The following is a 19,316-nucleotide window of genomic DNA, read 5'->3' on the forward strand; positions in this document are numbered from 1 at the left end:
CTGCACAGATCGCTGTTCCGCGCCCCGCCCCGGACCTTCCGGAGCGGGGCGCAAGGCTTGTCCGGGCTGGACAGAACGACCTCCGAGGCATCCGGCCTGTCCTGCACGCCGCCCATGCCCTTCCCGCAACGCCCGGCAGGGGGAGGAGTACTGCGCGACGGCATGTGGCGTTCCGGGCCGGGGCACAATGAAGCCAAGATCAACTCCCAGAAGACTGAGGACCGATGGAATTCCGTGACGATGTGGACCTTGATGCCTCCCAGGTGGAGGACCGCGGCAGCGGGGGCGGCTTCCCCGGAGGCGGGCTCGCCATCGGTGGTGGTGTCGTAGGGATCGTCGCCTTGGTCGTGGCCTTGCTCCTGGGTGTCAATCCCGCCACCCTGCTCGACGGGGGTGACCACTCGCGTTCCGCCGCGACGCGGGGTTCAGACCTGGGTGCGCAGTGCCGCAAGGGCAGCGACGCCAACCAGTCGGAGAAGTGCCGTGTGGTGGGCGTCGTCAACAGCATCCAGGGCTACTGGCGGGCCACGTTCACCCAGCGGGGCGAACAGTCGTACGACGCCGCTCGGACCGTGCTGTTCTCAGGCGGTGTGAACACCAGGTGCGGGCAGGCCAGTTCGGCGGTGGGCCCGTTCTACTGTCCGGCCGACCACCAGGTCTACCTCGATCTCGGTTTCTTCAGCGAGTTGGAGAGCCGGTTCGGAGCCCGAGGCGGCCCGTTCGCCCAGGCATACGTGATCGCCCACGAGTACGGCCACCACGTGCAGAACCTGCTGGGTACCACGAACCGCGTCGGACGGGATCGTAAGGGGGCGAAAAGCGCCTCGGTTCGGCTGGAACTGCAGGCCGACTGCTACGCAGGGGTCTGGACCAAGAACGCCGTTGACACCGGCTTCTACAGCAAGCCGTTCACCGAAGGCGACATCCGCGAAGCCCTCGACGCCGCCGCGGCGGTCGGTGACGACCGTATCCAGGAGCGCACCCAGGGCCGGGTCAACCCGGACGGCTGGACCCACGGCAGCGCACAGCAACGGGTGAACTGGTTCACCACCGGGTACACCACGGGCGCCCCCTCCCGCTGCGACACCTTCTCCGGGGCCATCTGACGCCGTCGGCAAACCGGAGCGGCACCAGAAGAGATGTGAGCCCCGCCTCACTCGGATCCGTGCGGCGTGTGGCCTGTGGCGTACTTCACAAGTGCGCCAGGTCGGCGCCCTCACCGCCGCGACGACCCTTCGCCGGCCTGCCCGGAGGCCGGTCCGGGCGCGAGGTGGCGGCGGTGCGAAGGCGTTGATCTCGGCGTCCCGATCGGGTCGGGGGGCACCGTTTGGATGATCATAAGGAGAGGGGGGTTAGCATATGAGCGCCGCCTAGCTCGAAAGATAAATCTGTGACTGTCAATGAGGACTCGTTCACTAACTGGAAGAAGCGCGAGGAGATCGCGGAGTCGATGATCCCGGTCATCGGGAAGCTGCACCGTGAGCGGGACGTCAACGTCCTGCTGCACAGCCGCTCCCTGGTGAACAAGTCGGTCGTCAGCATCCTCAAGACCCACCGCTTCGCCCGGCAGATCGCCGGTGAGGAACTCTCCGTCACTGAGACGCTGCCGTTCCTGCAGGCTCTCACCACGCTCGATCTCGGCCCTTCCCAGATCGACATCGGCATGCTCGCCGCGATGTACCGGACCGACGACCGCGGTCTGTCGGTGGAGGAGTTCACCGCCGAGGCCGTCGCCGGTGCCACGGGTGCCGAGAAGATCGAGCGCCGCGAGGGACGCGACGTCGTCCTCTACGGCTTCGGTCGCATCGGCCGTCTCGTGGCCCGCCTGCTGATCGAGAAGGCCGGCTCCGGTAACGGCCTGCGGCTGCGCGCCATCGTCGTCCGCCAGGGCGGCGACCAGGACATCGTCAAGCGTGCTTCGCTGCTGCGCCGCGACTCCATCCACGGCCAGTTCCAGGGCACGATAACCGTCGACGAGGCGAACAGCACGATCATCGCCAACGGCAACGAGATCAAGGTGATCTACGCCAACGACCCGTCGGAGGTCGACTACACGGCGTACGGCATCAAGGACGCCATCCTCATCGACAACACCGGCAAGTGGCGTGACCGCGAGGGCCTGTCGAAGCACCTGCGTCCCGGCATCGACAAGGTCGTCCTGACCGCGCCGGGCAAGGGCGACGTCCCCAACATCGTCCACGGTGTCAACCACGACACCATCAAGCCAGACGAGCAGATCCTGTCCTGCGCGTCCTGCACCACCAACGCGATCGTTCCGCCGCTGAAGGCGATGGAGGACGAGTACGGCGTTCTGCGTGGCCACGTGGAGACCGTCCACTCGTTCACCAACGACCAGAACCTTCTGGACAATTACCACAAGTCCGAGCGTCGGGGTCGCTCTGCGCCGCTCAACATGGTGATCACCGAGACCGGTGCCGCCTCCGCAGTCTCCAAGGCGCTGCCCGACCTCAAGGCCAAGATCACCGGCAGCTCGATCCGCGTCCCGGTGCCGGACGTCTCGATCGCCATCCTCAACCTGCAGCTCGCGCGTGAGACCACCCGCGAAGAGGTCCTCGACTACCTCCGTAACGTGTCGCTGACCTCGCCGCTCAAGCGTCAGATCGACTTCATCAGCGCCCCCGACGCGGTCTCCAGTGACTTCATCGGCTCGCGCCACGCTTCGATCGTCGACGCCGGTGCCACCAAGGTCGAGGGCGACAACGCGATCCTCTACCTGTGGTACGACAACGAGTTCGGCTACTCCTGCCAGGTCATCCGCGTCGTCCAGCACGTCTCCGGGGCGGAGTACCCGACCTACCCCGCTCCGATGGCCTGATCTCGGCGTAATGTCCGTGTCCGGCAGGTAGGCCGGCGGTGGGCGGCAACCGGTTCCGATCGATATCCGGTTGCTCTCCCGCCGCCACCCGCCTGCCGGCACGCAGGGCCGACGCGTCTCCCGACACGACCGCCGGCCGTTGCCCTGGCCGACGCCGCCGGTGGCACAGTGGCTGCATGTGTGGCCGCTACGTCTCCACCCGCAGCACCGACGACCTGGTCCAGCTCTTCCGGGTCACTGACTGGCCTGCAGCGGACGCGCCGGCACCGAGCTGGAACGTCGCTCCGACCGACGACGTGTGGGCCGTCCTCGAACGCACGCCACGTGACAAGGACGCCGTCGCGCCAGTCCGGAGGGAGTTGCGGCCGCTGCGCTGGGGCCTGGTTCCGTCCTGGGCGAAGGATGCGAAGATCGGCGCCCGGATGATCAACGCGCGCGTGGAGACCCTGCACGAGAAGCCCGCCTTCCGCCGCGCGTTCGTCAAGCGCCGCTGCCTACTGCCGGCCGATGGCTTCTACGAGTGGCAGCAGACCAAGGGCCCGGGCGCGGGCAAGACCCGTAAGCAGCCGTATTTCGTCCATCCCGAGGACGGCCAGGTGATGGCGCTCGCCGGCCTGTACGAGTATTGGCGCGACCCGTCGGTCAAACAGGACGACGACCCCGCCGCCTGGTTGATGACCTGCACAATCATCACCACTGACGCCACCGATGCGGCCGGTCGCATTCACCCTCGCATGCCGCTGGCGCTCACCCCGGACCGCTACGACACCTGGCTCGCTCCGGCGCACCAAGCCCCCGACGAGCTGCGTGCGCTCCTGACCCGGCCCGCAGGCGGCCACCTGGCCGCACGGCCGGTCTCCACGGCCGTCAACAACGTCCGGAACAACGGCCCCCAACTCCTCGAAGAAGTAACCCCGTAGTCGCAGCCGTAGCGGGTGATCGGCGGCCGTGAGGAGTGGGGTCCCAGGTCGCAAGTGGGGAACGAAGAGCGGGCCTTGATCACCCGCGGGTAAGTTCGGGTCATGACGAATGACTGGCGGACGGATCGGATCGGGGCGGCTCTGCGGGGCGAGAACCCGACTGTGCTGCGGCGGCTCGAGTCGGGTTTCGCGGTGATCGGCGATGTTCAGTTCTTGCCGGGCTACTCGGTTCTCCTCGTTGACGAACCCGGCGTTCAGCGGTTGTCCGACCTACCGAAGGGCAAGCGGCTGTCGTTCCTGTCCGACATGGACCAACTCGGAGAGGCGGTCGAGCGGGCCTGCCGGCGCCTTGACCCCGAGTTCCGCCGGGTCAACCTGGAGATCCTGGGGAACACCGACCCGTTCTTGCATGCCCACGTCTGGCCGCGGTTCGAATGGGAGCCGACCGAGCTGGTGGGCAAGCCGGTGTGGCTGTATCCGCGGGACCGGTGGAGCGACGAGAGGTTCAGGCTCGGTCCCCGGCATGACGGGCTGCGGGATGCGATCGCGTGCGAACTGGATCGGCTGCGTTCGATGGCCTGACGGCGTGACCCGTCGACGCTTGGGCACGGGGAGCTCGACTGAAACCGGGGAGTTTCGCTGTGGCCGGCGAACCAGAGGAAGCCGATCTGAAAGGGCGAACTGGTGTCCGGTCGGCGTTGCTGGCAGAGTGAACGAAGTGATCTCTTACACATGGCGTGACCCCATCACGGACGACGAAATGGTCGATCTCGTCCGGTCGCACGGCGGCAATGCCGTCGTCGGTTGGTGGAGCAGAATTCAGCAGTACAGCCTTGGCTGGGTGACCGCCCGTGATGGTGATGGACTCCTTCTCGGATTCGTGAACGTGGCCTGGGATGGTGGAGACCATGCCTTCTTGATCGACACGAAGACCCGGGGCTCGCATCAACACCGTGGTATCGGTACGGCAGTCGTGCGCCTTGCGGCGACTCGTGCGCGTGCGGCGGGCTGCGAGTGGCTGCACGTCGACTTCGAACCCGAGCTGAGAACCTTCTATTTCGACGCCTGCGGCTTCCGCTCGACGGAGGCGGGGCTGATCCATCTGCCTTCGAGCAACGCTTAGAGGTTGGTCAAGGTTGGTGTCGGGGTGGGGAGGGGAGACCTGGGGCTGTTTCAGGGTGTTTCCCGCTCAGGAGTGAGGGCAACGGGCCGCGTCGAACCCGGACAGCATGGCGTCGAGCGCGAAATCGAACCGGGAGTTCGGACCGGACGGTCGGCGTTCGGTGCGCGCGGCCTCGGTGAGCAGGGGGAATTCCTCCGGGTCCAGGTCGAGCAGTGGATGCAGCGGGTCGACGGCGGTCGGCTGGTCTGCGTCGGCACCGCTGGGAACGGTGGCGATATGGCCGACAACGAATCCGGAGACGGCGTACAGGACGTCCAGTGCCCTACCCAGGGGGAATCCCGCCGCCCGCAGCGAGGCGAGCGCGTTTTCCATGAACCCCAGGTTGCGCGGGGTGATGGCGGGTCGCGAGACCACGAGTTGCTGACCGCGATCGCCACACTCGTGCCACTCGTCGACATCGCAACCATCGACAGCCTGGCCCAGCATGTGCGCTCCGCCCACCCCGGTTGGTCCGCCGATCTGGTGGCGGGCGACCGCAACGCCATCGTCATCTACCTGACCGTCGTCGGTATGCTCGGCCTCGCCGCCTGGTCGTGGGTGATCCTGGGCATCTCGAAGCGCAGGAGCTGGTCACGCGCGACCGCTACCGTGCTCTTCGCTCTGGGGGTGTCGACCGCGGCGTTCGACCTGACGTACTCAGGGGGTGCGTACACCACCGTCATCCCTCGACTGTACGGAGTGCTGGGCGTTTTGCCCGCCTGCACGGAGGTGGTGTGGCCGCTTCCGTCGCCCACCGGCGCCCGGAGGTGTCGACTCCGTCAGGTGGACTCGGCGGCCAGCATCACGCGGCGCAGCAATGCCGCCAACTGCCCCCGCTCTTCCTTGGTGAGTACTCCCAGCAGCCGTTCCTCCTCGTGCCCGACGGCCCTCAGCGCCTGACGCCAGGCTGTGCGCCCGGCATCCGTCAGTTGGACATCGACGCGGCGGCGGTCGACGGACGAGGGCGTGCGGTGAACGAACCCGCGGTGTTCGAGGCCGTCCAGCCGTCCGGTGACCGAGGCGGGGGCGAGCCCCAGGTCGGCCGCGAGCTCGGAGGGCGTGGCCCGGCCGCCGCGGCCGGCGAGTTTGTGCAGGGTGTCGTACTCGTGCCGGTCCAGCCCGGAGGCGGCGAGAGAGCGTTCCTTCGTTCGACGCAGATGCCGAGTGAGCAGCATGGCGCGGGTGACGGCGCCCTCGGTGTCGGGATCCAGGTCCGGCAGCACGGGCAGCCAGCGTGCCACGTGTTCGTCGGTCGCGTCGCGGGGCAGTGGAGGCTCGGCCATGGAGTCATCGTAGCCCCGATGCTTTGACGGCAGATATTTCATTGCCGAATAATTCGGCGTCGAAGTATCTTGCGAGTCATGACCGCCTTGAGGATCGACACGACCACAGCCACAGCCACCCATCCGCTGCGGACCCGCCGCTTCCAACTGCTCTTCACCAGCCGCTCGCTCGCGCTACTCGGCGATGCGGTGGTGCCCGTCGCGCTCGGTCTCGCCGTGCTGGAGGCGACGGGCTCGACCGGCGCCCTGGCGTTGTTGCTGGGCTGCGCCATGGTGCCGCGGCTGCTCCTCCTGCCGGTCGGGGGCGTGGCCGGGGATCGCATCAACGTCCGTACGGTGGCATTGACCACCGCGCTCGTCCGGTCCGCTGCCCAGATCTTCGTGGGGGTGCAACTGCTCGGCGGAACGCCTGCCCTGTGGTATCTGGCGGTGGCCGAGGTTCTCGGCGGGGTGGCCACGGCCTTCGCCCAGCCGGCCTTCTCACCCCTGATCACCGGTACGGTGCCGGAGGAGGGTCGGCAGCGGGCCAACGCCGCGGTGGCCGCGGCCTCCAGCGCCGCGCGGCTTGCCGGGCCACCGCTCGCGGGGGCGTTGCTGTTCATCGGGTCGGGTTGGGCGTTCATCGCGGTCGGCTGCGGCTATGCGGTGAGTGCCGCGCTGCTGTTGCCGCTGCGGGTTGCGCATGTGCGGCCGCAGCGACGGGCGTTCCTGGCCGATCTGCGCGAGGGCTGGGCCGAAGTACGCTCCCGCGACTGGTACTGGACGAGCCTGATCGCGCACGCGGTGTGGAATGGCGCCGCCGCCGTGCTGGCGACGCTCGGCCCGGCGATCGCGCTCGATGAACTGGGCGGCAGGAACGTCTGGGTGGCCATGTCGACGGTCGCGGGCGTAGGCCTGCTGCTCGGCTCGCTGACGGCCGGCCGGGCCCGGCTGCGCAATCCCGTACTGACCGGCAATCTGGCGCTGGCGAGTTACGCGGCACCGCTCGCCCTGCTCGCCATCCCCGCGCCGGCGACGCTGGTCATCTCGGTCTACGGCCTTGCGATGGCAGGGCTGGGCTTCCTGAACCCGGTCTGGGAGACGGCCGTGCAACAGGTCGTCCCAGGGCCGGTGCTGGCCCGGGTCACCTCCTACGACTGGCTGCTGTCACTCGCCGCGATGCCGGTGGGCTACGTCCTGGGCCCGCTCGCGGCCGACGCCTGGGGGCCGGAGGTGCCGCTGGCCGTGGCCGCGGCACTGGTCGGCGCGGCATGTCTGGCGACGGCGGCGGTGCCTGGAGTACGCCATTTCCGGATGCCGCAGGAGGGCCGCGTGCCCGTCGAAGCCGCTGCCGGTCTCGGCTGACTGACCGCTCCGTGAGGGGGACCGCCGCGACCTGCAAGAAGACCCATCAGGCGGAGGCCGTCTGCCTCCTTTGCCGTGTGCCCGTGGCTCAACCACTGCCGCGAGCGAAAACATCCCACCTGCCCGGACTTTCTCGGATTCGGGCACGGTCGTGGCATCTGCGGGAGAGAGGTCGGTGGTGTCCGCAGGAAGCGGCCCGACGAAGCCGTTCTCAAGGCATCGAAGATTTCGAGGCTGAGGATCGCAAGCCCTCAGGGGATCTTGCCGTGGACAAGCCCTCAGGGGACCTTGCCGTGAAACACACGCTTGCCCTTCAAGCACCCCAGCCCCAGTTGATCAGGAGGTGCCGGCCATGCCCAGAAGAGCCGTGCCATCGGCGCCCGTCCCCACGGCAGCCGAGTCCGAAGTACTCGCAGCCGATGCCGTCGCCCTGTGCTCCCGGCTGATCCGGTTCGACACCAGCAACTTCGGCGCCGGGGACAGTCGCGGCGAGCGCGCCTGCGCCGAATGGGCCGCCGAGGAGTTGACGGACGCCGGACTCGCCCCGGTCGTCCTGGAGTCCGCTCCCGGCCGCGCGAACACCGTGGTCCGCATCCCCGGTGCCGACGCCACCGCCCCCGCGCTGCTCGTCCACGGCCACCTCGACGTCGTACCCGCTGAGCCCGCCGACTGGAAGAGCTACCCGTTCTCCGGCGAGATCCGCGACGGCGCGGTCTGGGGCCGCGGCGCACTGGACATGAAGGACATGGACGCGATGATGCTGGCGTTCGTCCGGCACCTGGCGCGCACCGGCACCCGGCCGCCGCGCGACCTGGTGCTGGCGTTCGTCGCCGACGAGGAGGACACCGGCGAGTTCGGCGCTCGCTTCCTGGTCGAGCAGCACCCTGATCTGTTCGAGGGCGTGACCGCGGCCATCAGCGAGTCCGGCGGCCACTCGGTCCACCTGCCCGGCGGCGGCCGGCTCTACCCGATCGCGGCCGGCGAACGGGGCAGCGCCTGGATGACCGTCACCGCGCGCGGCACCGCCGGCCACGGCTCCCGCCGTAACGACGACAACGCTCTGGTGAAACTGGCCGCGACGCTCGGCCGGTTCGCCGCGCACGAGTGGCCGGTCCGCCTCGTCCCGATCGTCGAAGCGCTGCTGGACGGCCTCTCGCAGCACCTGGGCATCGAGATCGACCCCGCCGATCTCAGCCCGCTGGGAGCCGCCGCACCGCTGGTGGCGGAGACGCTCGCCAATTCTGTGAACCCGACCATGCTGCGCGCCGGCTACAAGCACAACGTCATCCCCAGCGAGGCCGCCGCCTCCCTGGACGGGCGCATCCTGCCGGGCGCCGAGGCCGAGTTCTTCGAGACGGTCGACGCCCTCCTGGGTCCGGACCTCACGCGCACCGGTGACTACCAGGCGCCGGTGAGCGCCGACCACACCGCGCCCGACTTCGCCGCGATGGCCGCCGCCGTCCGCGCGCACGACCCGGACGCCCTGGTGCTTCCGTACTGCATGACCGGCGGCACCGACGCAAAGGCCTTCGCCGCCCTCGGCATCCCCGGCTTCGGCTTCGTGCCCGGCCTGACGCCCCCGGACTTCGACGCCTGGCAGTACGTCCACGGCGTCGACGAACACGTACTCACCGACAGCCTCGGCTTCGGCGCGCGTGTGCTCACCACGTACCTCATGACCGATCCCCGAGTGTTCGCCTGAGGCGACCCGGTCACCCCTTCCCTCCTCATTCCCCGGAGACCCGACTTGGCTCTGCGCGCGACCCCTCGATCCCGAACGGCCCTGGCCGCTGCCGTCGCCGGTGGCCTGCTCCTGGCCGGCCCCGCCGCCCCCGGCGTGACGACGGCTGCCGCGGCAGCCCCCTCGACGAGTGCCTCGTCCGGCAAGACCCTGCGGGTCGCGATGGACAGCTCCGGAGTGGACACGCTGAACCCGTTCACCTCGTACTTCAACGGCTCGCTCGACATTTTCGCCGGCATCTACCCGACGCTCACCTCGATCGACGACAAAGGTGCCCCCAAGCCGTACCTGGCCACGTCGTGGACCCTCTCGGACGACCACCTCACCTGGACCTTCAAGCTGCGCGACGGCCTGAAGTGGAGTGACGGCAAGCCGCTGACCGCCGCCGATGTGGCCTGGACGCTGCACCTCATCATGACCAACGACGTCGCCGCGACCGCGAACGGCACCCTGGTCGCGGGCTTCGACACGGTCACCGCGCCCGACGCCACGACGCTGGTCATCAAGACCAAGAAGCCGAAGGCGAACGTCACTTACAGCAGCATCCCCTTCTCCGGTATCCCGATCGTGCCGAAGCACATCTGGGAGTCGCACGTGGCGGACCTGAGGACCTACAAGAACGACTCCTTCCCGGTCGTCGGCTACGGTCCGTGGGTTCTCACCGAGTACAAGAACGGTCAGTACGCAAAGTTCGACGCCAACAAGTCCTTCGTCCTCGGGGCACCGAAGTACGACCACCTGATCGAGCAGATCTACAAGGAGACCGACGCGGCCGTCGCCGCGCTGAAGTCCGGCCAACTGGACTACATCAGCGGCATCAACGCGACCGAGTACTCCTCGCTGCAGCACGCCGACGGCATACGCACGGCACAGGCCGTCGGCCACGGCTGGGTCGGTCTGGAGCTGAACCCGGGCGCGAAGACCCGTACCGGTAAGCCCATCGGCACCGGCAACCCGGCCCTGCATGACCCCGTGCTGCGCAGAGCGATCGCCCTGAGCATCGACAAGAAGACCCTCGTGACCAAGGTGATCAACGGGCAGGGGCAGGTCGCGGAGGGTTACCTGCCTCCGGCATGGCCGCAGTGGAGCTGGCAGCCGGCTCTCGGTAAGAAGCAGTCCTACGACCCTGCGGCCGCCAACAAGCTCCTGGACGACGCCGGCTACAAGGTGGGTCCAGGCGGCACCCGCATCGACCCGAAGACGGGCAAGCCGCTGGACCTGCGTCTGGGCATTCACTCCGATGACGCCGCCGACGCGGCGATCTCCCGCTACCTGGTGGGCTGGCTCAAGGTCATCGGTGTCAACGCGAAGATCCAGGCGATGAGCATGAGCGCGCTCAACAGCGACCTGGGCAAGGGCAACTGGGACATGCTGATGGACGCGTGGACCACCGGCCCGGACCCGACCTACCAGCTCGGCATCCAGAGCTGTTCGACGCTGCCGAAGGACGACGGCACCGGAGGCAACACCGACTCCTTCTTCTGCGACCCCGCCTACGAGAAGCTGTTCGCCAAGCAGGCGAGCCTCTTCGACCCGGCCGAGCGGGCCAAGGTCGTCGGCCAGATGCAGAAGATCCTCTACGAGGCCGACGTGGACGTGATGTTCTACAACGCCACCACCAAGATCGCGGTCTCCTCGAAGGCCGACGGCCTGATCACCGGCAAGCCGAACGCCGACGGCTTCTACCCTGCCCAGCAGACGTTCTGGAGCTACCTCAAGGCCGCCCCCGCGTCCGCCGGCGCGTCCGCCTCCTCCTCGGGCGGCGGCAGCACGGGCCTGTGGCTGGGCATCGCCGGCGCGGTGATCGTGCTCGGAGCGGGCGTCGCCGTCGTCCGCCGCCGGGCCGGAGCGGACGACCGTGAGTAGCCGCACCGCCCTCACCGAGCCGCAGGCGGCCGAGGCACCGGCCCCGGCCCAGGCCCGCGCCGGCCGGCGGCCGCTGCGTCTGCCCAGGCCCGGCTTCCTGGTCTCCAAGCTCGTCGCAGCGGTCGTCAGCTTCGCGGTCACGCTCGTCATCGGCTTCGTCCTGTTCAACCTGATGCCCGCCGACCCGGTCCGCACCATGACCCGCGGCCGGCCCGTGAGCGAGGCCGAACTGCTGCGACTGCGAGTCCAGTTGGGACTGGACAAGCCGATCTGGGAACGGTTCCTCGACTTCGTCAACGACACCCTGCACGGCAACCTCGGATACTCCTGGGAGTACCAGCAGTCCGTCGCGTCGCTGACCATGCACCGCCTGGGGCCGACCCTGCTGCTCATGGGCACGTCCTTCGTCATCTCGGTGCTCCTCGGCCTCTGGCTCGGGCTGCGCAGCGGATGGCGCGCGGGCAGCCTGTTCGACCGCATCACCTCAGCCACCGCACTGACGCTGTGGTCGGTGCCGACGTTCTGGCTCGGCATGATCCTGCTGATCGTGTTCAGCGTCGGTGTCGGCCCGTTCCACGGGTTCCTGCCCACGGCCGGGATGAGCGATCCCACCCTGCCTCAGACAGGGATGACGCACTACCTGGATGTCGCCAAGCACCTGATCCTGCCCGCGCTGACCATGGTCCTCGTCGTCTACGCGCAGTACGTGACGATCATGCGGTCCTCGATCATCGAGGAACTCGGCAGCCCCTATCTGCTGACCGCGCGGGCCAAGGGCCTCATGGACGCCGCCGTGCGCCGCCGCCACGCCCTGCCCAACGCCCTGCTGCCCTCCGTGACCATGATCTTCATGCACCTGGGGACGCTGATCAGCGGCGCGGTCACGGTGGAGGCCATCTTCTCCTGGCCGGGCCTGGGTGACCTGACCTTCGAGGCCCTGAAAATCCCCGACCTGCCGTTGCTGCAGGGCACCTTCATCGTCTTCAGCGCGAGTGTGATCATCATGAATCTTCTGGCGGACCTCGCCTACCGGTTCCTCGACCCGCGGGTGCGTGACCAGTGACCGCCGCACAGACCGCCGCGGCTCTCCCCGCCCGGTTCGCCGGAGCCCGCCGCTTCGCTCGTTCCTTCCGCGGTCGGCCCTCCGGCGTGGCAGGGCTGGTGATCCTGATCGCCTTCTCCCTGCTGGCCCTGGCCGCACCGCTGTTCATCGGCGACGAGCAACTCGACGTCACCAAGGTCGACGGGCCCCTGCTCGCACCGCCCAGCGCCGACTACCCGCTCGGCACCGACCAGTCCGGCCGCAGCGTCCTGATGCTGCTCATCTGGGGATCCCGGGAGTCACTGCGCATCGGCGTCATCGCCACTGTCCTGACGGTCGTCTTCGGCAGCGCGGTCGGGATCATCGCCGGACACTACGGCGGATTCGTCGGCCGGATCCTGATGCAGGTCACCGACTGGTTCATCGCCCTGCCGAGCCTGCCCCTGGCGATCTCGCTGGCCGCGGTCCTGGGCCAGGGCTCGATGTCGATCACCATCGCGATCGCCGTGACCTCCTGGACCGCGACCGCGCGCCTGGTCCGCGCGCAGACGCTGGCCGTCGAGGCCCGGCCGTTCGTCGAGCGGGCCCGCGCCCTCGGCGCCGGAGACCGGCAGATCATGACGCAACAGGTCCTGCCGAACGTCATGCCGCTGATCCTCGTGTCCAGCACGCTGACCGTCGCCGGATCGCTGCTGTCCGAGGCGACGCTGACGTTCCTCGGCCTGGGCAACCCGGCCAACGTCACCTGGGGCGAGATGCTCCACGAGGCCTTCTTCGGCGGCGCGTTCACCGCCGGCGCCTGGTGGTTCCTGCTGCCACCGGGCCTGGCGATCCTCGCGGTGGTGCTGGCCTTCACACTCACCGGCCGGGCCGTGGAGTACGTCCTCGACCCGCGGATGGAGAAGAAGTGATGACCACCGACACCACACCGACCGAATCCCGGGGGACCGAGGACGCCAGGGACGAGAGCGCCAGGGACGAGAGCGCACTGCTCGACGTCCGCGACCTGCACGTCAGCTACCGGCAGGGCGGCCGGACCGTTCCCGCCGTACGCGGCGTCAGCTTCGCGCTCGCCCCCGGCGACACCCTCGGCGTCGCGGGGGAGTCCGGGTGCGGCAAGTCGACCATGGCCCTCGGCCTGCTCCGGCTGCACGGCGCCAACACCCAGGTCAGCGGCGAGGTGCTGTTTCGCGGCGAAAACCTGCTGACGACGACCTGGGCCCGGTTGCGCGCGGTGCGCTGGGCCGGGGCGTCGGTGGTGTTCCAGGGCGCGATGAGCGCGCTGAACCCGGTGCGGACCGTACTGGAGCAGATCGTCGAACCGATCGTGCTGCACGACAAGGTGAGCGTGAAGGAAGCCGAGCGCCGCGCCGCCGAACTGCTGGACAGCGTCGGTATCCCGTCCCGGCGCATGCGCAGCTATCCGCACGAGTTCTCCGGCGGGCAACGGCAGCGGGTGATGATCGCCATGGCGCTGGCCTGCCGCCCGGACCTGATCATCGCCGACGAGCCGACGACCGCCCTGGACGTCATGGTCCAGGCGCAGATCCTGGAGCTGCTGGCCGAGTTGGTCCGCGAGTCACGGATCGCGGTCATCATGATCACCCATGATCTGTCGCTGCTGGCCCACACCTGTGACCGGCTGGCGGTGATGTACGCGGGGCGGATCGTCGAACTCGGCCCGTCCAGGCAGGTCCTCGACCATCCGCAGCACCCGTACACCCGGGCCCTGTCCCGAGCGTTCCCGACGATCGGCGACCCGGCCTCCCGACTCGCCCCGGCCGGCCTGGCCGGCGACCCGCCGCGGCCCTCGGAGGTCGGCGACGGCTGCGCCTTCGCGGCGCGCTGCTCCGAGGCCACCGAGGCATGCCGCACCGGGGAGATGCTGCTGTGGCCCGCCGGGCCCGGCCGCTCCGCCGCCTGCCTGCGCGTCCGACCCGACCACGGAGGTACGTCGTGACCGACAACGACACCCGGACACCCGCCCTGGAGGTCCGCGACCTGTCCGTCGTCTACCCGGCATCCGGCGGCCGGGGGCCGGCGCGCGCCGTCGACGGCGTCAACCTGCGCGTCGGCCAGGGCGAGATCGTCGCGCTGATCGGCGAGTCCGGATGCGGGAAGTCGACGCTCGCCCGGGCGCTGGTCGGGCTGGTGAAGCCGACCGCCGGCCAGGTGCTGTACCAGGACACGCCGCTGGACTACTCGGCGGCGGCCCTGAAGCGCTACCGCCGCCACACCCAACTGGTCCTCCAGGATCCCGGCGGCGCACTGAACCCCAAGCAGAACGTCTATGACGCCGTGGCCATGGGGCCGCGTCTGCACGGAATCACCGACCGGCTCCCCGAGACCGTGCACAACGCCCTGGCCCAGGCCGGACTGCGGCCGCCGGAGGAATTCTTCCGCCGCTACCCGCACGAACTGTCCGGCGGACAGCAGCAGCGCGTCGTCATCGCCGGCGCGCTGGCACTCAATCCCTCGGTGATCGTCGCTGACGAGCCAGTGGCCTCACTCGACGCCTCGGTACGCGGGGAGATCCTCAAACTCATGCTCCGGCTGCGCGACGACCTCGGCCTCTCGGCCCTCGTCGTCAGCCACGACCTGGGCCTGGCCTGGAACATCGCGGACCGCGTGGCGGTGATGTACCTGGGCCGGATCGTGGAGCAGGGCACCGTCGAGGAGGTCCTGCTGCGGCCGCAACACCCCTACACCAAGGCGCTGTTGTCCGTCATCCCCAGCGGCGCCGAGGACTGGCGCCCGACGCTGCTGACGGGCGAGCCGCCGGATCCCACCGCGATCCCGGCGGGCTGCCGCTTCCATCCGCGCTGCGGGCGCTGGGCCGCCGCATCGGCCGACGAGCGCGCGGCGAGCGCCTGCGAGAGCCGTGAACTTCCTGTGCTGGCGGCTGACGTGTCCGCCGCCGCGTGCCACCTTCTCCGCTCGACCGCCTTGGAGACCGCATGACCCTGCTTCGCCCGCCCGCGCTCAGGCCCGGAGACACCGTCGCCGTGCTCTGCGCGAGCTCGCCCGTCGACAACCAGGAGCACCTGGAGTCGGGACTGCGCGCCCTGAGGTCCGTGGGCCTTCAACCGGAGGTCTTCGAGTCGGCCCGGGACACCGGCAGCATGTACGACTACCTCGCAGGCGACGACACCCGCCGAGCGGAGGACCTGACCCGGGCCCTGACGGACCCCCGGTACGCGGGAGTCTTCCTGGCCTGCGGCGGCTACGGCTCGCAGCGGACCCTGGAGCTGATGGACTGGGACAAGGTCGACGCCGCCGCACCGAAGGTCGTCGTCGGCTACTCCGATGTGACGGCGCTGCTGGAGGCGCTGGCGGTCAAACTCGGCTGGGTGTCGCTGTTCGGGCCGATGGTCGCGTGCGGGGGCTTCTGGGAGGGGCCCGAGGAGTACGACTTCAAGGAACTGATGCAGCTGCTCTACGTGCCGTCGAGCGTGAAGGAGCTGACGTTCCCGGGAGCACGGACACTGGTCCCAGGTGTCGCCGAGGGGCTGACGCTGGGCGGGACCGCGACGCTCATCGCGGCCAACTTCGGCACCGACACCTCGTATCCGGCGCGCGACGCGATCCTGTTCCTGGAGGACGTCGACGAATTCCCGTTCCGCATGGACCGCATCATCACCCAGATCCGGCGCTCGAAGAGCTACCTCGACGGCGTGGCCGGGATCGTCCTGGGCACGTTCACCGAGTGCGGCGACCCGGAGCACATCGACCGGATGCTCGCCGAGCGCTTCGGCGACCTCGGCGTGCCGGTACTGACCGGAGTGAACATCGGGCACAACACACAGATGCAGACGTACCCGATCGGGGTGCGGGCACGGCTGGACGCGGACAACAGGACGCTGACCTTCCTGGACCAGGTGCTGACCGATCCGGAGGCGTGACCGCGTCGCACAGTTCGGGGCCTGAGTACGCGTACTCAGGCCCCGAACTGTTTCGGACGGAAAGAACACGGCTGCGGAGGCGATGGTTCCCGGCCCCCGCGGCCGGCACTGATGGTGCTAGCGGTTGTGAACTGCTGCCGCTTGACAGCGCTTGAGTGCGTTCTGGTGTGCGTGAGTGAGTGTTGTGGCTCAGGTGCGCTGGTTTCTGGGGATGGGAATGGGAGTTCTTGTGTCGAGTGCGTGACCTGTGCGGGCGGGTGCTCGTTGACTGCGGTGATGGGGGTCTTCAGTGGTGGGGGTGGGATGTGGGCGGGTTGCGGGAGGTGGCGGCGTCGTTCGTGGTGCCCGGACCGTTGGGGGTTGCCGTCCGTACCCGTCTCAAGGGGCTGAGTGCTCAGGACGAGAGGGTGCTGCGTGCTGTTGGTGGGCTGCTCGGCTCGCTGGGCTCCCGTGATCTGAAGGCGCGCTGTGCGGCCGGCCTGGAACACGACAGCGGGCAGTGGGCGCGGCGCAAGCGCGCCCTGACGGGGGAGTCTTCCTCGCGGTGGGCGGGGAGTATCACCAAGTCCACGCATGACCAGTGGGCACTGGCACGACGCGGACAGCACGCCCACATTCAGAACCTTCAGGCGGGCGTCGACGTGATCGCGCGCCGGCTTGCGCAACCGCTTGGGGCGAAGGGCTCCAAGGGGGCGCCGGGTGGTTACCGCTCGAAGCGGGAGTGGTATGCCAAGTCCCGGCGTCTGCACGTATTGAAGGACCGGTTGGAGCGTGAGCGGGCCGAGTGGGAGGCCGGACGCGTGCGGGTGGTGCGTGGCGGGAAGAAGCTGCTGCGCACCCGGCATCACCTCGAAGCCGCCCGACTCACTGAGGGCGAGTGGCGGCTGCGGTGGGAGGCTGAGCGCTGGTTTCTTCAGGCTGATGGGGAGTCGGGGAAGCGGTACGGGAACGAGACGGTCCGTGTCAGCCCGGACGGCGAGGTCAGCATCAAGCTCCCGGCCCCGCTCGCCGATTATGCCAACGCCGATAACGGCCGGTACGTGCTGGCCGCAACCGTGCGGTTCGCCCACCGTAGCCAGGAGTGGGCCGACCGTGTGGCCGCGAACCGGGCCGTGGCCTACCGCATCCACTACGACGTCACGCGCGCACGCTGGTATCTGACCGCCTCCTGGCAGCTCCCACCGATCAAGACCGTGCCGCTGGAGGCAGCCCGCACGGGCGGATTGATCGGTGTGGACATGAACGCCGACCACCTGGCCGCCTGGCGCCTCGACAGCCACGGCAATCCGGTCGGCGCACCCCGCAGGTTCGACTACGACCTCACGGGCACCGCGACGCACCGCGACGCCCAGGTGCGGCACGCCCTCATCCGCCTCCTGCACTGGGCCAAGCGCCACGGCCTGTCGATCGCGATCGAGGACCTGGACTTCGGCGCGGAGAAGACCCGGGAGAAGCACGGGCAGCGCAAGCGGTTCCGCAAGCTGATCTCCGGCATGCCCGTCTCCAAGCTGCGGGCCCGGCTCGTGTCGATGGCCTCCGAACTCGGCATCACCCTTGTTGCCGTCGATCCGGCCTACACCAGCCGTTGGGGCGCCCAGCACTGGCAGAAGCCCCTCACCACGAAGACTCGCACCACCACACGCCACGACGCTGCCGCCGTGGCGATCGGCAGGCGCGCCCTGGGACACCCGATCCTGCGACGGACGACACCGCCCCGCACCCACCAGAGTGATGGGTGCGGGCATCGGACCGTCCAGGCCCGACCAGGCATCCCAGGGCGTGAGGGAAACCGCCCCCGCATCCCCGGACCACGGACACGATCCGCCGGAACCGGACGCGGAGCGAACGCGGTGGACCAGAACGCCCAACACCGTTCGGAGCGTTCGACTGAGCATGGGCCCTGGCAACAGGACTCACCCCCGCTCAGTCTTTAGGAACGGTACAGGCGCAGCAGGTCTTCCTCGGTCTCGCGGCGTACGATCGTGCGTGCCGCGCCGTCGCGTACGGCGACGACCGGCGGTCGCGGGAGAAGGTTGTAGTTGCTCGCCGCCGAGCGCTGGTAGGCACCGGAGCAGGGAATCGCGATCAGGTCGCCGGGACGTACGTCGCCCGGCAGGTCGACGCCGTCGACCAGGATGTCGCCGCTCTCGCAGTGCTTGCCGACGATCGTGAAGTTCTCGGCTGCCGCGTCGCTCGTGCGGGACGCGAGGACGGCCGTGTACGCCGCGCCGTAGGTCGCCGGACGCGGGTTGTCGCTCATGCCCCCGTCCACGCTGACAAAACGGCCCTTGACCGTTCCGACCTCGTAGACCGCGACCGTCGTCGGCCCGACCACCGACCGACCGGGCTCGACGGCGATCCTGACGTCCGCCGGCACCGCCGCCCGCAGAACCTCGGCGAGCTCCGCCGGGGTAGGGGCGGTGTTCTCGCCGGGCAAGTAGGGGACACCGAGGCCGCCGCCGAGATCCAGCTTGCCGATCGTGACGCCGTTCTCCTCCTCGACCTCCCTCAGGAAGCCGACCATGCGGTGCGCGGCCGTGGCGAAGGAGCCGAGGTCGAAGATCTGCGAACCGATGTGCGAGTGCAGGCCGACCAGGTCCAGGCTCGGCTCGGCCAGCACCCGACGCACCGCCTCAGCCGCCTCACCGGAGGCCATGGAGAGCCCGAACTTCGTGTTCTCGCCGCCGGTCGCCCACGAGGCGTGCGTGTCCGCGTCCACGCCGGGCTTCACTCTGATCATGACGGCCTGCCGGGTACCGCAGGCCCGTGCGACCTCGGCCACCCGCTCCAGTTCCTGGAACGAGTCGAGAACGATGCAGCCGATGCCCCACTGGACGGCACCGCGGATCTCGGCCACGGACTTGTTGTTGCCGTGGAAGACCACACGCTCGGCGGGCATCCCGCCCCTGCGCGCCACGGCCAGTTCGCCTCCGCTGCACACATCGAGCGACAGCCCGAGATCCCGCAGCCAGCCGACCACCATCGGGGCCAGGAAGGCCTTGCCGCCGTAGTGGACGTCGCCGTCGGGGAACGCGGCCGGCCAGGCCGCGCAGCGCGCGCGAAAGTCGTCTTCGTCGAGAACGTAGACCGGCGTGCCGAACTCCGCTGCGAGTTCCCGTACGCCGAGCCCTCCGAGGCGGAGTTCACCCTCGGCCCAGGCCGCCGTGCGCGGCCACACCTGGTCCATCACTGTGTTGCTGCCCATGCCGCCAAGCTAGGG

18 protein-coding genes are annotated in these 19,316 nt (G+C 69.2%); 14 read left to right on the forward strand and 4 right to left on the reverse strand.

Annotation, left to right across the window (positions count from 1 at the left end; translation table 11 throughout):
- Positions 1–224: 224 nt before the first annotated feature.
- The 5 genes from ypfJ (at position 225) to ACWDEX_RS17650 (ending at position 4,879) form a co-directional block, all read left to right on the forward strand.
- Positions 225–1,106, forward strand: a complete 882-nt coding sequence (gene ypfJ, locus ACWDEX_RS17630) for a KPN_02809 family neutral zinc metallopeptidase (RefSeq protein WP_450464390.1) — start codon at positions 225–227, stop codon at positions 1,104–1,106.
- A gap of 284 nt (positions 1,107–1,390) precedes the next feature.
- A complete protein-coding gene (locus ACWDEX_RS17635) occupies positions 1,391–2,836 on the forward strand; it encodes a glyceraldehyde-3-phosphate dehydrogenase (protein WP_450464391.1) in 1,446 nt (481 codons plus the stop codon).
- A gap of 176 nt (positions 2,837–3,012) precedes the next feature.
- Positions 3,013–3,756: an SOS response-associated peptidase gene (locus ACWDEX_RS17640; RefSeq protein ID WP_450464393.1), complete on the forward strand. Its 744-nt coding sequence runs from the start codon at positions 3,013–3,015 to the stop codon at positions 3,754–3,756.
- 102 nt (positions 3,757–3,858) lie between these two features.
- Positions 3,859–4,338, forward strand: a complete 480-nt coding sequence (locus ACWDEX_RS17645) for an HIT family protein (RefSeq protein WP_450464394.1) — start codon at positions 3,859–3,861, stop codon at positions 4,336–4,338.
- A 178-nt stretch (positions 4,339–4,516) separates the two neighbouring features.
- The gene (locus tag ACWDEX_RS17650) at positions 4,517–4,879 is read left to right on the forward strand and encodes a GNAT family N-acetyltransferase (protein ID WP_450464426.1); all 363 of its coding nucleotides are present in this window, start codon (positions 4,517–4,519) and stop codon (positions 4,877–4,879) included.
- Between the two features lie 66 nt (positions 4,880–4,945).
- Here the strand turns inward: ACWDEX_RS17650 and ACWDEX_RS17655 are convergent, their stop codons facing one another.
- From ACWDEX_RS17655 to ACWDEX_RS17665, 3 genes are all read right to left on the reverse strand, one after another.
- On the reverse strand, positions 4,946–5,365 hold the full coding sequence (locus ACWDEX_RS17655) for a TetR/AcrR family transcriptional regulator C-terminal domain-containing protein (RefSeq protein ID WP_450464395.1): 420 nt from the start codon (positions 5,363–5,365) through the stop codon (positions 4,946–4,948).
- Positions 5,366–5,430: 65 nt separating this feature from the next.
- The gene (locus ACWDEX_RS17660; RefSeq protein ID WP_450464396.1) at positions 5,431–5,601 is read right to left on the reverse strand and encodes a hypothetical protein; all 171 of its coding nucleotides are present in this window, start codon (positions 5,599–5,601) and stop codon (positions 5,431–5,433) included.
- Positions 5,602–5,697: 96 nt separating this feature from the next.
- On the reverse strand, positions 5,698–6,201 hold the full coding sequence (locus ACWDEX_RS17665) for a MarR family winged helix-turn-helix transcriptional regulator (protein ID WP_450464397.1): 504 nt from the start codon (positions 6,199–6,201) through the stop codon (positions 5,698–5,700).
- Positions 6,202–6,279: 78 nt separating this feature from the next.
- Between ACWDEX_RS17665 and ACWDEX_RS17670 the strand changes: the two genes are divergently transcribed.
- From ACWDEX_RS17670 to ACWDEX_RS17710, 9 genes are all read left to right on the forward strand, one after another.
- Entirely contained in the window at positions 6,280–7,545 is a 1,266-nt protein-coding gene (locus tag ACWDEX_RS17670) for an MFS transporter (protein WP_450464398.1), read from the forward strand.
- 352 nt (positions 7,546–7,897) lie between these two features.
- Positions 7,898–9,247 carry a M20/M25/M40 family metallo-hydrolase gene (locus ACWDEX_RS17675; RefSeq protein ID WP_450464400.1) on the forward strand — a complete coding sequence of 450 codons (1,350 nt, stop codon included), beginning with the start codon at positions 7,898–7,900 and terminating at the stop codon, positions 9,245–9,247.
- Positions 9,248–9,292: 45 nt separating this feature from the next.
- Entirely contained in the window at positions 9,293–11,152 is a 1,860-nt protein-coding gene (locus ACWDEX_RS17680; protein WP_450464401.1) for an ABC transporter substrate-binding protein, read from the forward strand.
- Complete coding sequence (locus ACWDEX_RS17685) at positions 11,145–12,215, forward strand: ABC transporter permease (protein WP_450464403.1); 1,071 nt, start codon at positions 11,145–11,147, stop codon at positions 12,213–12,215. Before ACWDEX_RS17680 ends, ACWDEX_RS17685 begins: the two co-directional genes overlap by 8 nt.
- Positions 12,212–13,105 carry an ABC transporter permease gene (locus ACWDEX_RS17690; RefSeq protein ID WP_450464404.1) on the forward strand — a complete coding sequence of 298 codons (894 nt, stop codon included), beginning with the start codon at positions 12,212–12,214 and terminating at the stop codon, positions 13,103–13,105. The genes ACWDEX_RS17685 and ACWDEX_RS17690 overlap by 4 nt, the downstream gene beginning before the upstream one ends.
- A complete protein-coding gene (locus ACWDEX_RS17695) occupies positions 13,105–14,154 on the forward strand; it encodes an ABC transporter ATP-binding protein (RefSeq protein ID WP_450464405.1) in 1,050 nt (349 codons plus the stop codon). Before ACWDEX_RS17690 ends, ACWDEX_RS17695 begins: the two co-directional genes overlap by 1 nt.
- Positions 14,151–15,155, forward strand: a complete 1,005-nt coding sequence (locus ACWDEX_RS17700) for an ABC transporter ATP-binding protein (protein WP_450464407.1) — start codon at positions 14,151–14,153, stop codon at positions 15,153–15,155. The genes ACWDEX_RS17695 and ACWDEX_RS17700 overlap by 4 nt, the downstream gene beginning before the upstream one ends.
- On the forward strand, positions 15,152–16,096 hold the full coding sequence (locus ACWDEX_RS17705; protein WP_450464408.1) for a S66 peptidase family protein: 945 nt from the start codon (positions 15,152–15,154) through the stop codon (positions 16,094–16,096). Before ACWDEX_RS17700 ends, ACWDEX_RS17705 begins: the two co-directional genes overlap by 4 nt.
- 305 nt (positions 16,097–16,401) lie before the next feature.
- Positions 16,402–18,030 carry an IS200/IS605 family accessory protein TnpB-related protein gene (locus ACWDEX_RS17710; protein ID WP_450464409.1) on the forward strand — a complete coding sequence of 543 codons (1,629 nt, stop codon included), beginning with the start codon at positions 16,402–16,404 and terminating at the stop codon, positions 18,028–18,030.
- Here ACWDEX_RS17710 and lysA read toward each other — a convergent pair.
- Positions 18,027–19,301, reverse strand: coding sequence for a diaminopimelate decarboxylase (gene lysA / locus ACWDEX_RS17715; RefSeq protein WP_450464410.1), 1,275 nt, complete (start codon positions 19,299–19,301; stop codon positions 18,027–18,029). The genes ACWDEX_RS17710 and lysA overlap by 4 nt on opposite strands.
- Positions 19,302–19,316 lie beyond the last annotated feature (15 nt).

The sequence above is a fragment of the Streptomyces sp. NPDC001020 genome (assembly GCF_053599115.1).

Bases quoted from the DNA above. Each gene is read 5' to 3' on its own strand.
- ACWDEX_RS17660 (WP_450464396.1), bottom strand. From the start codon at position 5,601: ATGACGGTGGTGTACGCACCCCCTGAGTACGTCAGGTCGAACGCCGCG.
- ypfJ (WP_450464390.1), top strand. From the start codon at position 225: ATGGAATTCCGTGACGATGTGGACCTTGATGCCTCCCAGGTGGAGGAC.
- ACWDEX_RS17670 (WP_450464398.1), top strand. From the start codon at position 6,280: ATGACCGCCTTGAGGATCGACACGACCACAGCCACAGCCACCCATCCG.
- ACWDEX_RS17645 (WP_450464394.1), top strand. From the start codon at position 3,859: ATGACGAATGACTGGCGGACGGATCGGATCGGGGCGGCTCTGCGGGGC.
- ACWDEX_RS17650 (WP_450464426.1), top strand. From the start codon at position 4,517: ATGGTCGATCTCGTCCGGTCGCACGGCGGCAATGCCGTCGTCGGTTGG.
- ACWDEX_RS17640 (WP_450464393.1), top strand. From the start codon at position 3,013: ATGTGTGGCCGCTACGTCTCCACCCGCAGCACCGACGACCTGGTCCAG.
- ACWDEX_RS17655 (WP_450464395.1), bottom strand. From the start codon at position 5,365: ATGCTGGGCCAGGCTGTCGATGGTTGCGATGTCGACGAGTGGCACGAG.
- ACWDEX_RS17665 (WP_450464397.1), bottom strand. From the start codon at position 6,201: ATGGCCGAGCCTCCACTGCCCCGCGACGCGACCGACGAACACGTGGCA.
- ACWDEX_RS17695 (WP_450464405.1), top strand. From the start codon at position 13,105: ATGACCACCGACACCACACCGACCGAATCCCGGGGGACCGAGGACGCC.
- ACWDEX_RS17675 (WP_450464400.1), top strand. From the start codon at position 7,898: ATGCCCAGAAGAGCCGTGCCATCGGCGCCCGTCCCCACGGCAGCCGAG.
- ACWDEX_RS17705 (WP_450464408.1), top strand. From the start codon at position 15,152: ATGACCCTGCTTCGCCCGCCCGCGCTCAGGCCCGGAGACACCGTCGCC.
- lysA (WP_450464410.1), bottom strand. From the start codon at position 19,301: ATGGGCAGCAACACAGTGATGGACCAGGTGTGGCCGCGCACGGCGGCC.